Genomic DNA, 15,753 nt, shown 5'->3' on the forward strand with positions numbered 1-15,753 from the left:
AAAATATTTTTTTTTGAAAAGCTAACTAATTATTTTCAGAACAATAACAAATTTTTTCTAAAAATGGTAGTAGCTGTTTCAAGAAAATTTAATTTTATGTTTTTTCCCAATAAGCTAAAAACTCTTGGTTTCCTTTACTGCCTTTTATATTTGAAGGAACTGTTCCGATTAAAGTCCAGCTAAGTTGGCTTTTTACACAATCTAAAACAAGATTAACCGCCTCTTCTTGTTTTTCTTGGCTTTTCACTATTCCTTTTTCGGTATTTCCCGGACCAAGTTCAAATTGTGGCTTAATTAAAGCAACAATTTTTGCGTTTGGTTTTAAAAATTTTTCACAAGCCGGCAAAATTAAGGTTAAAGAAATAAAAGAAACATCGACCACCAAAATATCAACCTTTTCAGGTAATAAACTTTGATCTGCCGTTCTTAAATTTACTTTTTCCAAAGAAATTATCTTTTTTTCTTTCTTTAACTTTTCATGTAATTGGTTATAACCAACATCAACGGCATAAACTTTAGAGGCCCCTAGTTGAACCAAACAATCAGAAAAACCTCCGGTAGAAGCACCGGCATCAAGAGCTACAAAACCGTTAACATCTATATTAAAATGTTCTAAAGCTGTTAAAAGTTTATAAGCCCCTCTACTAACAAAGCGACTATTTTCAATAAGTTCAAAGCGAGTATCCGCCGATAATTGTTGTCCGGCTTTTTCAACTTTTATTTTAGCTTGATTAGTTTCCAAAGGTAAAATAAAAACTTTTCCTGCCATAATATAGCGTTTTGCTTGTTCACGGCTTTCGACCAAACCGGCATCAAAAACAAGTTGATCAGCTCTTTGTTTTTTTGGTTTTATTTTTTTATTAAACATAATTTATTTAATTATATTGTTAAAATTGTTTTTATGAAATCTTTGCCAAAATACTTTACTTGTTATATATTGTCATGAAAACAACAAATAAATCCAAAATTATGCTCAAACAACAAATAAAAAATATTCTTCAACCTAAATATAGTGAAAGCGAATTAAATAGCTTATTTAATCCCTTATCTATTAATATTGAGTTTAATCAAAGTGATAAAAAACTTGATAATAACTCAATTAAAACTATTTATGTTGCCTTTCCACACCATTTTTTTTCAAGATGGTTTTTTGATAAAGGTATTTTAGCTTTTGAACAAGCGTTATCAGAACTTAATATTGACCTTAAAAAAGTTAAATATCAAATAAAAAATAAAGAAATAAAAAATACTGTCATTAATAATAAGTCAAACAAAAATTATTTTGAACAAATTAATCAAGTTAATTTCAAAAATAATTTAATTTCAAAACTTGATTTTAACTTTGATGATTTTTTTTATAACGATAAAAACTTTTTTCCTTTTAGTCTCGCCTGTGATATTTCAAAAGGTAATAAAAAACAAGGATATAATCCAATAATTTTTTATGGAAACAAAGGAGTTGGAAAAACCAGCCTTTTAATTGCAATGGTTAATGAATTTTTAAAAACAGTTGATAAAAATAAAATTTGTTTTGTTAATACAGAAGAATTAAACGAACTTTATATAAATTCAAAAAATAAAATAACTATAAGAGATTATTTAAAAAGTAACCAAGTTTTTATCTTAGACGAAATACAGTTTTTACTTGATTATCCAAAATTAAAAAAAGAATTAAATATCTTATTAAAACTATTCAAAAAACAAAATACTCAAATATTAATGGCATCAAGCCAAAAAATTAACGAGATGGATTGGCTTGGCGAAGACCTTTTTACTTTTTTGTGTGGAGGAATTTGTCTTGAGATAAAAGAGCCTGATCTTGATATTAGAATTAAATATATCAAAAATAAAATAGAAAAATTAAATATAAACCTTAACTCCGAACAAATTATTTCCATTGCTCATAAAAATCATGGTTTTACTTTGATTGATGGTATTTTGTTAAAAATAAAAGCTTATTTGGAATTATATGATAACCAAATGAAAGAGAAAGATTTTAACAATATATTAAACAATACCTCAAGTATTAATTTAAACAGCTCAAGTCATATAGCCATAATAGAAATAGTCGCAAAGTTTTTTGATTATACCACAGAAGAAATATTAAGTAATAAAAGAACACAAAATTTGGTAACAGCCAGACAAATAGCTATGTATATCTGTAGAAAAAAACTATCTTTATCATATCCGAAAATAGGTCATGTTTTTAACGGAAAAGACCATACAACTGTTATGCATGCTATTAAAAAAATTGAATATGTTATAGATAGTAACAAAGATATGAACAAGCTTGTACACAACATAATGAAAAAGTGTAATTCTAACATATAAACTTCAAATAAGAAATTTATACAAAAATAAAGAAACAAGATAGGAACATTTTTATTATTAAAAAAAACATAAAAAACAATTAGTTATAAAAGTTATAAACAATATTCACAAGCCAATAACAAAACTATCTTAGATATTTTATTTTATTTTTATTTATAAAAAAACAGACTTGAATCTTAGTTGGTTGATTTTTAAAATTTTTTTTAGTCTAAAATTAAGATTGCAAAATACTCAATTTTTGGTATTTTTAAGAGTCATATTTTTAAAATCAAAAAATAAAATTTATATATTTTAAAATTTAAAGAGTTTAAACCTCTTAGTCTTTAGTAGGAGTTTTTATATGATTCTTAACGTTGAAAAAGAAGAAATTATCGAAGGTTTACAGACTGCTGCCGCTATTATTCCCCCTAAAACAGGGGCGGCCTATTTAAGATCTATTTGGCTTAAAGTAGAAAACAATAAACTCGGTATTTTATCCACAGATTCAAGTATTGAATTTATTGGTAATTATTCTGCCAATATTTCTGAAGAAGGCTTAATCGGTGTTCAAGGTAAGGCTTTTGTTGAACTTTTAAAAAAATTACCTAACGGTACTTTAAGTTTTAAAGCGAAAGGCGAAAACTCTGTTTTAATAATTGAACAAGGTAGAAAGAAATATAAACTTCCTACCCAAGAATCAAGTTGGTTTCAAAACTTTTCAGAGTTTTACGAAGAAAACGCCGTTGAGTGGTCTGCTGATTTTTTACAAGAACTAATTGACAGAATTTCCTTTTGTATCAGCGATGATGAAAGTTCTGAGGGTGTATCTTGTTTTCTTTTAAAACCTAAAGGCGAAGGTAAAATAGAAGCTTGTGGTTTAAACGGTCATCAATTTGCACTGCAAAGCTTTTTAAATGATGCTTTACATGATATTTTACCTGCAAACGGTATTTTGATTCAAAAAAAATATTTGAATGAATTAAAAAAATGGTTAGCAAATAAATCTGATATTCAAGTTAGTATTTTAGAAAAACGTATATTTTTAAGAAGTATGGATAAAAAAGAAAGTATGAGCTTGCCTTTGGCTGATTTTTCTTTTCCTGATTATACCAACTTTTTAGGAAGAATTTATGCTACGGATATATCAAATTTAATAATTAACCGCCCTGAAGTTATTGATGCCCTTGGTCGTTTATCTATTTTTAACAATGAAAACAATCGTTGTACTTACTTTGATTTAACAAATTCTGATCTTGTGTTATCATGTACGGGTCAAGATGTGGGAAGTGCTACGGAAATGCTTGATATGCAATATCAAGGCGATATTAAAAAAATCGCTTTTCCAACGCGTAATTTAATTGATATTTTCGGACATTTTAATTCAGAAAAATTAACCATGATTTTTACCGGAACAGAAGGCTGTTGTGGAATTAAAGGCGAAAATGACCAAGATTATGTGGTTATAATTATGCCTATGAAAATAGTTGAAGAAACTTTTTACAACGAAGAAGAAGTTGATTCTTAAAATAAAAAATAATTAAATAATTTAAAATCTTAACTATATAATTTATCAAACAGGAAGTTCCGTGGAAAATCAAAACCAAGCATACACAGCTGACAGTATTACTGTTCTTGAAGGTTTGGCAGCCGTTCGTAAACGCCCGGCAATGTATATAGGCAGTACTGATATACGAGGTTTGCACCACTTAGTTTATGAAGTTGTCGATAACTCAATAGACGAAGCAATGGCAGGTTATTGTACAAAAATAAGCGTTAATTTACACTTAGATAATAGTTGTACGGTGCGTGATAACGGGCGCGGTATTCCCGTTGATATTCACCCTAAAGAAGGTCGCCCGGCTCTTGAAATTGTTTTAACAAAACTTCATGCCGGTGGAAAGTTTGACAGTAATTCATATAAAGTTTCCGGTGGGTTACACGGTGTTGGTGTTTCTTGCGTAAACGCCTTGTCTATTAATCTTGAAGTTAGTGTTAGAAGAGACGGAAAAAAATATCGCCAAACTTATTCAAGAGGTGTACCTCAAGAAGATTTGCAATGTATTGGTGATAGCGAAGGACACGGAACAACAATCCGTTTTACTCCTGATGAAGAAATTTTTGAAGTTAGCCAGTTTGATTATGATATTTTAAGAAAACGTTTGGAAGAATTAGCTTATCTTAATAAAGGTTTAATTATAGAATTTTCCGACGAACGTTCCGGAACCTCAGAAACTTTTTGTTATGAAGGCGGAATTATTCAATTTGTTAAAAATTTAAACAGCGGTGAAGGGGTTATCCACTCTATCATTAATGGCGAAGTCAATTCAAGTAATGTAATTGTTGATTTTGCCTTGCAATATAATTGCGGGTTTAAAGAAAATGTTTTGACTTTTGCGAACAATATACGCACAAAAGAAGGCGGAACTCATTTAGTTGGTTTTAAAACTGCTTTAACAAGAGCTATTAACGGCTATTTAAAGAACAACCAAGAATTAAACAAAAAATATAAAATGACCCTTTCCGGTGATGATGTACGCGAAGGTTTAACAGCTATTGTTAGCGTTAAATTACCAGACCCTCAATTTGAAGGTCAAACCAAAACAAAACTTGGTAACAGCGAAATAAGCGGTATTGTAGCCGGTTTGGTTTATGATCAACTCAATACTTGGTTTGAAGAAAACCCAAAAGATATTAAATTAATTATCGATAAAGCCGTTGATGCGGCTCGTGCCAGAGATGCCGCCAGAAAAGCTCGTGAACTTGTTAGAAGAAAAGGGGCGTTATCAGATAACGCACTACCGGGTAAATTGGCAGATTGTCAAAGTAAAGACCCGGCTGAAAGCGAACTTTATATTGTTGAGGGTGATTCTGCGGGCGGTTCGGCTAAACAAGGGCGTAATCCGTCAAATCAAGCTATTTTGCCTTTAAGGGGTAAAATCTTAAACGTAGAAAGAACCCGTTTTGATAAAATGTTAAACAACAAAGAAATCAAAGCCTTAATTACGGCTATGGGTGCCGGAATTGGTGAAGATGATCTTGATTTAACTAAATTACGCTATCATAAAATAGTAATTATGACCGATGCTGACGTTGACGGTGCTCATATTCGTACTTTATTATTAACATTTTTCTTTCGTCAATATCAAAAACTTATTGAAAGCGGATATTTATATATTGCTCAACCACCACTTTATCGTGTGCATAATAGCAAAATGGAACGTTTTATCAAAAATGATAAAATATTAAACGAATTTTTGTTAAATAAAGTCAGTAAAGAGGTTAAGATTCGCTCTGAAAACGGAGAAATTTTACAAGAACAAAGTTTAATAATGCTTTTAAGTTCAATAGATGTGATTAATAATCGTTTACATGATGCCGAACTTGCCGGAATTAACCGTAAATTGTTTTTAGAATTTATTAATCATTCCGAACAAATTATGCCTGATGATTTTAAAGGTTGTAAAATTCATAATGCCTGCGAAGAAGATAGCCCGGCTTTATTAAAATTACGTAGCTCTTTAAAAGAAAAGGGCTATGATTTTAAAGTAAATTTTGATGATAGCGAAGATGACCAACGTATTTGGGTTATTTTTGAAAATACAGATAAATTACGCATTAAACTTGGTGCCGAATTTTTTAATTCTCGTATGTATATTCAAGCATGGAAACAGCTAAACGATATTAAACTTTCTTGTGGTGGTTTAAAGTTTACTATTTTAACCAAAGATAACGAACGAGAAATAAATGATATATTCGAACTGCAAAATGCTGTTTTAGACGAAGCTCGTAAGGGAATAAATATTCAACGCTATAAAGGTCTTGGTGAAATGAACCCGGAACAACTTTGGGTTACAACCATGAATCCTGAAAATCGTACTATGCTTCAGGTTAATATCGAAGATGCCGAAGCGGCAAATGAAATATTTGAACAGTTAATGGGCGATAGAGTTGAACCAAGAAGAGAATTTATAGAAAGAAACGCTTTATCAGTTAGCGATTTGGATATATAATTAATAAGTTATGAGATATATTAATTTAATTACAATCTGTGTTGTGTTGATGTTGAGTTTAACGGCTTGTCAAACTCAAAAAACTCAACAAAATCAACAAGCTAAAGTTGATGGCTTTAATATTAAATATATTAAAAAAACAAGTTGGACTAAAAACAAAGAACTTGATTCAGCTTATTATTCTTATGTAACAGGTAATTTTAACGATTCTTTTAAGCGTTTTGAAGCTTTATCAAAAACAAAAGAAAAAAAAACGGCTGCCGAAGCTTCCGCTATGCTTGCTCGCTCTTATGAACAACAAAGAGGGGTTGAGCCAAAAGATTCCGAAACCAATCTTTTGTTTGAAAAAGTAAAAAAAATGTATGAAAGTTTGAAAGTAAAAAACAGCCCTGTTGCCAATATTTATCAAAAAATGTTTTTTAAAACAGAAATAAACGATAATGATATAAAAGAATTATCTTTATTAGCAGAGAGCGGACATATTCCGGCTAAAAATCTTTTAGGTGTAATTAAAGAAAAAAGCGGAGATTACTGTTCTGCTTTTAAAAACTTTGAACAAGCAAGTTTGGCGGGTTATATTCCTGCTTTTTATAATTTGTCCCGTTATTATGCCAATGGTCTTTGTATTGAAAAAAATTTAGTTAAAGCACAAGAATTAGAAACAAGAGCCTATAAAATGGGTTATAACATAAGCAAATAGCTTGAGGTTAATGTGTCTGAACATTTGAATCCCACTTCAATCGGAATAGAACAAGAACTTAAAAAGTCTTATCTCGAATATTCACTCTCTGTTATTGTCGGGCGAGCAATTCCTGATGTACGAGACGGTTTAAAACCCGTGCATCGTCGTATTATGTTTGCTCAACACGAATTAGGAAATGGTTATAACCGCCAACCTAAAAAATCTGCCCGTATTGTCGGGGACGTTATCGGTAAATATCACCCACACGGTGATTCGGCTGTTTACGATGCTTTAGTGCGTATGGCACAAGACTTTTCCATGCGTGATTTGTTGGTAGAAGGTCAAGGTAACTTTGGTTCTATCGATGGTGATGCTCCGGCGGCTATGCGTTATACTGAAGTAAGAATGTCTCGCCTCGCCGGTGAGTTTTTGGCTGATATCGATAAACAAACCGTTGATTTTAGACCAAACTATGATAATACCTTGGAAGAACCGACTGTTTTACCAACAAAAGTTCCTAACTTATTGTTAAACGGAACTTCGGGTATCGCCGTTGGTATGGCGACAAATATTCCACCACATAACTTAGGCGAGTTGTGTGATGGTTTAACCATGCTTTTAAATGAACCGGAAAGTACAGTCGCTGACCTTATGGACGTTATTAAAGGTCCTGATTTTCCTACTTATGGTTTTTTATATGCGGGTCAAGGGCTTGAAGATGGTTATAATACCGGGCGTGGCTCTATAAAAATTCGGGGTAGAGTAGAGTTAGAAAACCGTAAAAAAGGTTTTGAATCTATAGTTATTCGTGAAATTCCTTATGGTTTAAATAAGTCAAACTTAGTCGAAAAAATCGCCGCCCTAGTGAATGAACGTAAAATAGAAGGGGTTACTGATTTAAGAGACGAATCAGACCGAAAAGGTATTCGCATTGTTTTAGACTTAAAACGTGGCAGTATTCCTGAAGTTGTAATAAATTCTTTATATAAATTTACTCAGCTAGAAACTTCTTTTGGTATCAATATGTTGGCGGTTGTTAATAATCGCCCACAACTATTAAATTTAAAGAGTGCTTTAACTTACTTTTTAGAACATAGACGCGAAGTTATTTTAAAGCGTACTAAGTTTGATTTAGATAAATCAGAAGCCAGAGCCCATATTTTAGAAGGTTTACGCATAGCTTTAGATCATATTGATGAAGTTGTTGCGATTATTCGTCATTCTGCTAATGCACCGGAAGCTAAAGAAAAATTAATGGTGCGTTTTAGTTTAAGCGCCCTTCAAGCTCAAGCTATTTTAGATATGCGTCTGCAACGTTTAACCGGGCTAGAACACGAAAAACTTTTAGAAGAATATCGTGAATTAATGAAAAACATAGAATATTTTCGCTCTATTTTAAACGATGAAAGTGTTTTAGTTGGCGTTATGAAAGATGAAGTTATTTATCTTAAAGAAACTTTTGCGACTAAAAGACGTACTGAAATTTTAGAAGAAGAGTTAGACAGTATCGCCTTGGAAGACTTAATTCCTGATAATGAAGTTGTTATAACTTTATCTCGTCGTGGTTATATTAAACGTACTCAATTGGAACATTATCAACAACAAAAACGTGGTGGAAAAGGCATAGCCGGAGTACATACCAGCGATGATGATAGCGTTCAAGATTTTATAGCGACAACAAACCATCAATTCCTCTTGCTGTTTACTAACCGTGGGCGTATGCACCAACTTAAAGTGCATCAAATACCGGAAGGTAGCAGGACGGCAAAAGGCGTGCATATTGCTAACTTATTGCCTTTGGAAAAAGACGAGTTTGTGGCGACTGTCCTTACTATTCGTGAATTTACTCAAGACAATTACTTCTTGTTTGCGACTCGTCAGGGCATGATTAAACGCTCGTCGGCTAAACTTTATGCAAAAAGCCGCAAATCAGGCTTAATTGCTGTTGGTTTGCGTGATGACGATGAATTAATAACTGTCCGTGAAGTTGACGATAATTGCCATGCTTTATTGATTACCGCCGGTGGTTATGCCATTCGCTTTTCTTGCCAAGATGCCCGTCCAACAGGACGCGGAGCCAGCGGAGTTAAAGGAATTGCATTGCGTGGTTCTGATAATGTTGTGGCTTGTGTTATTGTTCCAAGCGAAGATAACGGAACGGAAGAAATCTCAGAAATTATGACTGTTTCTCGTTTAGGCTACGGAAAACGTACAAAGCTTGATTTATATCGTCTGCAATCTCGTGGCGGAAAAGGTATAATCAACTTTAAAATTACTTCTAAAACAGGTGATGTTATTGGTGCTATGCCGGTTAAAGAAGATGACGGTTTGGTCTTGCTTACTTCAAATAATAAAATTATTCGCATAGGCGTTGATGATATTCGCAGTATCGGACGTGCAACCCAAGGTGTTCGCCTTGTTTCTTTGGGTGAAGATGGTAGCGTTGTTGGTTTTGATACTGTTAATGAAATGCCTAATGATAAAGATGAAGAAATAGAAAGCGAATAATTATTGCGTTTTTCTTTGTTTTTTAGAATAATGGTTTACCGAGCTTTTTGATAATATTTGATTATAAAAGAAAATTCTTTTTTATTGTCAAAAACTTTGGCAATGCAATATTAATTTACCCCGTTAAAAAACCCTTTCACTTTTGCTCTTATGGAGTCTTTTCATGATAGGCATTTCAAAATTATACTGCGGACAAGTTGAATCATCAGACGCCCTGCGTTATGGGCGTGATTCAGGTAAGCTCCCCTCTCATCTTTTACAGTTTTCTAAAGACAAAAAACCCGTTGTTGTTTGGAATATGACCAGACGCTGTAACCTTAAGTGTGTACATTGTTATGCACAAGCTTTAGACGAAAATGCAGCCAACAGCGAAGAATTAAACACAACTCAAGCTAAAGAAATGATTAATGATTTAGCGTCTTATGGTGCTCCTGTTATGTTATTTTCAGGTGGCGAACCTTTAGTGCGTAAAGACTTGGTCGAGCTAGCTCAGCATGCAACAGATAAAGGCATGAGGGCGGTTATTTCTACTAACGGAACTTTAATTACCAAAGAAAAAGCTAAGGAATTAAAAGCAGTTGGCTTGTCTTATGTAGGTATCTCTCTTGATGGGACAGAAGATGTGCATGACCACTTTCGTGGAGTTAAAGGTGCGTTTAAAAAAGCCCTTCAAGGTATTGAAAATTGCCAAGCAGAAGGCTTAAAAGTAGGTTTACGCTTTACAGTTAATAAGCGTAATGCCCAAGATGTGCCTGCTATTTTTACTCTACTTGAAGAGCTTGAAGTGCCTCGTGTCTGTTTTTATCATTTGGTTTATTCTGGTCGTGGTTCTGATTTGATCAAAGAAGATTTAAGCCACGCCGAAACACGTAACTTATTAGATTTAATTATGGATAAAACTCGTGCATTGCATGATAAAGGCAAGCCTAAAGAAGTTTTAACCGTTGATAACCACGCTGATGGTCCTTATGTTTGGATGCGTTTATTGCGTGAAGATAAAGCCAGAGCCGAAGAAGTTTTTAAATTGCTTCAATTTAACGAAGGTAATAGCTCCGGGCGTGGGATTGGTTGTATTTCTTGGGACGGGCGAGTGCATGCGGACCAATTCTGGCGTGAACGTAGCTTTGGTAATGTTTTAGAACGACCTTTTTCAGCTATTTGGGACGATCCAAACCTTGAGTTATTGCCTCAACTAAAAGAAAAAGCCAAGCATGTTAAAGGGCGTTGTGCTAAATGTCGCTTTTTAAATATTTGTGCGGGTAACTTTAGAGCCAGAGCCGAATCAGTTTATGATGACGTTTGGGCAGAAGACCCGGCTTGTTATTTAACTGATGAAGAAATTGGCTTAAAATAAAGTTTAAGATAGTTTAATATATCTACCCCTTGTAAAATAATTTTGTTTGCAAGGGGTTTTTCTTTTTAATGAACTGTTTTCTTGGCTTTGCTTAAAAGATTGCAAAAAACTGTTTATTTTATTCTGCTTTGATTATAAAATAAAAAACACAGCCCCTTCAATCTATTAATTTATAAACCTAACAATCATTTATTATGCAAAAACTATTATCTTCCGTTGACAGGCGTAATTTTCTTTTGGCGAGTGCCTTTGGTTTTGGTCTTTCTCCGATACTGCCCGGAACTTGTGCGGCTTTATGGGGTTTGGCGATTTATTTATTTATTCTTTATCTTACCCCGCTTGCTTGGCACTTTCCTTTATTGTTGTCTTGTTTTCTTGTTGTTTCATTTTTCTGTTTATATTTAAACACTTGGGCGGAAAAATATTTTGAAGATCATGACTCTTCGGCTTTTGTGCTTGATGAAATTGCGGGTTATCTTTTTGTGCCTTTAATTTATCCAAATATGGGCAATTTAGAATTTGCTCTTTGGGCTTTTGTTTTGTTTCGCATTTTTGATATGATTAAGATATTTCCTGCTGATATTATTGATAAAAAATGGAATAATCGTTGGGGCGTTTTGTGTGATGATTTGATGAGTGCGTTTTACGCTATGCTTGTTTTATATATTTCTTTTAATATTTTTGTTTCCCATACGACTTTCTCTATATTTTTATTAAGTTTCATGATAATTATTTTAAGTAGTTTGATAAAAAGAAAATTGAAATAAAAATAAATTTTAAAGTTGAATACTTATTGATTTTTTTTGCTTAATATGAAAATATAAATAATAACTTTTATTGTTTAGCAAGGTAAAGTTTGTGTTCTTGTTAAACATTTGTGTTTAATGTGTATATTTGTCTTGAAATATCTTTATAGTCGGTATACTTGTTATACATGATGCTATAAAGCTTGTATCAAAAATTATAAACGTAGGGAGCTGAATTTATGGATGATTTAGTTGTTTGGCTATCCCGTGTGCAATTTGCAACAGCGGTATTTTTCCATTTTATTTTTGTGCCTTTAACTTTAGGCTTGGCTGTTTTGATAGCTTTTATCGAAACGCTTTATGTGCGTACGGGTAACGAAGTTTATAAACGCATGGCTAAGTTTTGGGGTAAATTATTTATTATTAACTTCACCTTAGGTGTTGTTACCGGTATCACTCTTGAGTTTCAGTTTGGGACTAACTGGTCTCGTTATTCTGAATATGTGGGTGATATTTTTGGTTCACTGCTTGCGATTGAAGCCACGCTTGCCTTCTTTTTAGAATCTACCTTCTTAGCGGTGTGGATTTTTGGTTGGGAAAAAGTTTCTAAAAAAGTCCACCTTTTTGCAATTTGGATGGTTGCTTTAGCCAGTAATATCTCGGCCGTTTGGATTATCCTTGCTAACGGTTGGATGCAAAACCCTGTTGGTTATACTATTAATAACGAACGAGGACGTGCCGAACTTGCTAATTTTTGGGAAGTTTTAACCAACGAATTTGCTTGGGGACAATTTTTCCATAATACTTTTGCGGCGTGGATGCTCAGCGGATTTTTTGTTTTAGGTATTTCTGCTTGGCATTTATTGCGTAAAAACGAAGTTGATTTCTTCCGTCGCTCTTTTAAAATAGCGGCTTATTTTACTTTTATTGCGGCAATACTTGTTGCTGTTCAAGGGCATAACCACGGGCAAACCGTGGCAAGATTGCAACCGGCTAAAATGGCGGCTATGGAATCTCATTGGGAAACCAGCAAGCCAGCAGGTTTGTCTTTATTGGTTGTTCCTGATGAAGCTAATTCTAGCAACGCCGTTCAAGCTATTACTATTCCCGGTTTAATGAGCTTTTTGGCTTTTGGAGACTTTACTTCTGAAGTTAAAGGTTTAAACGATTTTCCTAAAGAAGATCGCCCACCTGTTTTAGTTACTTTCCTCTCTTTCCGCTTAATGGCGGGGCTTGGCGTTGTCTTTTTAATTCTTTCTTTCCTTGCTTGGCGTTATCGTGAAAATATCGAAGAAAAAACTTGGCTTGCCAAATTATTACCTTGGTTTATCCCTATTCCATATATTGCGGTAATGGCGGGGTGGACTGTTGCGGAAGTCGGTCGTCAACCTTGGATTGTTTACGGAATGATGCGTACAAGAGACGCTATTTCTCCGGTTACTTCCGTTCCTGCTTCTTCTGTGGCAATTTCTTTAGCTGCTTTTGTTGTTGTCTACTCTCTCTTGGGTATTTTAGATATATACCTGTTGCGTAAATATGCGCGTAAAGGTCCAAACCCCGTTTAATAACTTAACGAAACTTTACAACTCGCTAAACTTGTTAACTTAGTTAATAAGTAGTTGAGGTAAATACTATTTACAGATAAACCCTAAACGTTTGTCTAATAGTCGGAGGAATATATGCTTGAGACAATCTGGTTTGTGCTTTGGGGCTTATTATGGGCTGTATATTTTATACTCGATGGTTTCGACTTCGGTATGGGCATGCTCTTCCCCTTTCTTGCTAAAAATGAAACAGAAAAACGTATAGTTTATAACGCTGCCGGACCTTTTTGGGACGGTAACGAAGTTTGGTTAATTACTGCCGGCGGTGCGACTTTTGCGGCATTTCCCGTGGCTTATGCCGTATTGTTTAGTTCTTTTTATGCCCCTTTATATTTATTGCTTTTTGCATTAATTTTTAGAGCGGCTTCTTTTGAATTTCGTAATAAGATAGATTCTGATGCTTGGCGTAAGTTTTGGGATGTTTTCCAATTCTTAGGTGGTTTCTTACCTGCTTTATTATTAGGTGTGGCTTTTGCTAACCTATTTAGAGGTATTCCTTTAGATGAAGCCGGAGTTTATCACGGAAATCTGCTAATGCTTTTAAACCCTTATGCTTTAGCCGGTGGCATTCTCTTTGTGCTTATGTTCTGTGTTCACGGGGCATTATGGTTAGCAATTAAATCACCAGGCGAACTTTCAGAACGTGCAATGAAAACAGCAGGTTGCCTTTGGGGTTATTTGCTTGCGGTGGCTCTACTCTTTTTAGGTTGGAGTTATAAAGAAACTCATCTTTTTGCTAATTATGCAAAAATGCCGGCTTTATTAATATTCCCTATTCTTGCTGTTGTTTCTTTGTTGACTTTATACTTTTTAATTAAAGCCCGTATGGCCTGGTTATCTTGGTTCTTTAGTGCTTTGTTTATTTTGGGAGTAACCTTCTTTGGTGTGCTTGGTATGTATCCGGCTCTTATTCCTTCGAATATTAGCGAGGCGGCCTCTATCACCATTCATAACGGAGCCTCTACTCCTTTAACTCTTTCGATTATGCTTTATTCAGTGCTTGCTATTTTACCTGTTGTTATTATTTATCAAATCTGGGTATACACTGTGTTTAGTCATAAAATTACAGACGAAGATTTAAAGAGTGAACATTCTTATTAAAATCTTATTAAAATTATAATTGATTAAATTGTTAGCTCCTTGATTTTACTATCGAGGAGCTATATCATTTCAACTGCAAAGTAAAATTAACTTTTAATAAATAAGCTCAATAAAGATGAATACATTAGATAAAAGTATTGAAGCATTCCGTCTGTCAATGCCTGAATATGAGGCAAAACATCAGTGGCTACCGTTGTTGTTAAATTGTTATGCCGTAATTGATTTTAGTGTTGCTCAAGTTACTAAAAAAAATAAAGATATTATAGCTTGTTATAAAGGTTGCGTTGCTTGTTGTTATCATACGATTCCTCTTTCTACTATAGAGGTGATTGGTCTTGGTTTTTATGTAAATACAATTTTAGATCAACAACTGCTTGCGACACTATTGGAAAATTTTAAGACAAAACCAAAAATCTGCTTGTTTAATCTTGATGGAGCGTGTGTTGTTTATCCAATGCGTCCGATAGCTTGCCGAAGATATATGGTTGCTGGTCAAAGCTGTACAATTAATGAAGACCCCCTTGAAACCAGACCAAACGAGGTTTTGATTCCTTCGAGAAGACTTTTGTACACAGCCGTTGCACAAACGCTTCCCTTTTTTCAAGTGCGAGATATAGATGGTCTTCAGGGAGAAGATGTTTTTGATAGTTATAAGAAAAATATCGTAGAGTTATCTTCCGTATATGATAAGATTTTAAAACTATAGTTTTCTATCTATCTCATTGAATTTAAAGATGTTTAATCTTTTTAAATTAGCTACCTCAAAGATTTTCTTCAACTTTTTCTCAAAAAAAATAAAAAAATCTTAAAAAAGTGCTTGACGTTTTTTGATAAAACACATAGAAGCATTTCTCGCACTGACGAAGAACGAGTTCGGCGTTGGTGCGAATTTCAAAAATGTTCTTTGTTATCAAATTATTAGAGTATATTTTAAAGATTAGATTTTTTTAAGATGCAAATAGGTTTGCTTTTAATTATCTTAAGCGATATATTGAAGTGAGTTTATTTGTTTTTTTATGTAACTAATTTGATTTATTGAGATATATGTTTTTTAGATAAAGAAGATGATTTTGGTCTAGCTTTTTTATATTAAATGATTAGTTTGTTTTTCTAGCTTTGAAAGCTTTGAAAAAAAGATTAAAAAAAAATAAAAAAGATGTTGACAAGTTTCAATAAGTTTGGCAAAAAGAACTTTCGCGTTTCACGAAAAGTTGGAGCGGAAAGAGAGATTAAATTTTTATGTTGACTACGTAATTATTTAAGATAATTAGGTTTTAACGTTTTAATTTAGAATTAGTTCTTTGACAATTAAATAGCGAGTTGGGAAAATAGTTTTTTAACTTCGGTTAGAAAACATTCTAAAAAAAATAGTTTAAGAGTTTTAGTCAGTCGATTCAATTAGTTGATTCGAACTGTACAGTTATTTATAACTGGAGAG

11 protein-coding genes are annotated in these 15,753 nt (G+C 33.3%); 10 read left to right on the plus strand and 1 reads right to left on the minus strand.

Going from position 1 to position 15,753, the window contains the following annotated elements; translation table 11 throughout:
- Positions 1-94: 94 nt before the first annotated feature.
- Positions 95-868, minus strand: coding sequence for a TlyA family RNA methyltransferase (locus BT999_RS10645; RefSeq protein WP_072697776.1), 774 nt, complete (start codon positions 866-868; stop codon positions 95-97).
- 74 nt (positions 869-942) lie between these two features.
- Between BT999_RS10645 and BT999_RS10650 the strand changes: the two genes are divergently transcribed.
- From BT999_RS10650 to BT999_RS10695, 10 genes are all read left to right on the plus strand, one after another.
- Positions 943-2,331 carry a helix-turn-helix domain-containing protein gene (locus BT999_RS10650; RefSeq protein WP_072697777.1) on the plus strand — a complete coding sequence of 463 codons (1,389 nt, stop codon included), beginning with the start codon at positions 943-945 and terminating at the stop codon, positions 2,329-2,331.
- A 340-nt stretch (positions 2,332-2,671) separates the two neighbouring features.
- A complete protein-coding gene (gene dnaN / locus BT999_RS10655; protein WP_072697778.1) occupies positions 2,672-3,835 on the plus strand; it encodes a DNA polymerase III subunit beta in 1,164 nt (387 codons plus the stop codon).
- A 61-nt stretch (positions 3,836-3,896) separates the two neighbouring features.
- A complete protein-coding gene (gene gyrB, locus BT999_RS10660; RefSeq protein WP_072697779.1) occupies positions 3,897-6,320 on the plus strand; it encodes a DNA topoisomerase (ATP-hydrolyzing) subunit B in 2,424 nt (807 codons plus the stop codon).
- A 10-nt stretch (positions 6,321-6,330) separates the two neighbouring features.
- Positions 6,331-7,020, plus strand: a complete 690-nt coding sequence (locus BT999_RS10665) for a tetratricopeptide repeat protein (protein WP_143145554.1) — start codon at positions 6,331-6,333, stop codon at positions 7,018-7,020.
- A gap of 24 nt (positions 7,021-7,044) precedes the next feature.
- Positions 7,045-9,510, plus strand: a complete 2,466-nt coding sequence (gene gyrA / locus BT999_RS10670) for a DNA gyrase subunit A (protein ID WP_143145557.1) — start codon at positions 7,045-7,047, stop codon at positions 9,508-9,510.
- 163 nt (positions 9,511-9,673) lie between these two features.
- Positions 9,674-10,864 carry a 12,18-didecarboxysiroheme deacetylase gene (gene ahbC / locus BT999_RS10675; RefSeq protein ID WP_072697782.1) on the plus strand — a complete coding sequence of 397 codons (1,191 nt, stop codon included), beginning with the start codon at positions 9,674-9,676 and terminating at the stop codon, positions 10,862-10,864.
- A 194-nt stretch (positions 10,865-11,058) separates the two neighbouring features.
- Positions 11,059-11,631, plus strand: coding sequence for a phosphatidylglycerophosphatase A family protein (locus BT999_RS10680; protein ID WP_072697783.1), 573 nt, complete (start codon positions 11,059-11,061; stop codon positions 11,629-11,631).
- 218 nt (positions 11,632-11,849) lie between these two features.
- The gene (locus BT999_RS10685) at positions 11,850-13,175 is read left to right on the plus strand and encodes a cytochrome ubiquinol oxidase subunit I (protein ID WP_072697784.1); all 1,326 of its coding nucleotides are present in this window, start codon (positions 11,850-11,852) and stop codon (positions 13,173-13,175) included.
- A gap of 114 nt (positions 13,176-13,289) precedes the next feature.
- The gene (gene cydB, locus BT999_RS10690) at positions 13,290-14,315 is read left to right on the plus strand and encodes a cytochrome d ubiquinol oxidase subunit II (RefSeq protein WP_072697785.1); all 1,026 of its coding nucleotides are present in this window, start codon (positions 13,290-13,292) and stop codon (positions 14,313-14,315) included.
- 115 nt (positions 14,316-14,430) lie between these two features.
- Positions 14,431-15,021: a YkgJ family cysteine cluster protein gene (locus tag BT999_RS10695; RefSeq protein WP_143145555.1), complete on the plus strand. Its 591-nt coding sequence runs from the start codon at positions 14,431-14,433 to the stop codon at positions 15,019-15,021.
- Positions 15,022-15,753 lie beyond the last annotated feature (732 nt).

It is taken from the genome of Desulfovibrio litoralis DSM 11393, assembly GCF_900143255.1.
GTDB classification, from domain to species: Bacteria; Desulfobacterota; Desulfovibrionia; order Desulfovibrionales; family Desulfovibrionaceae; genus Frigididesulfovibrio_A; species Frigididesulfovibrio_A litoralis.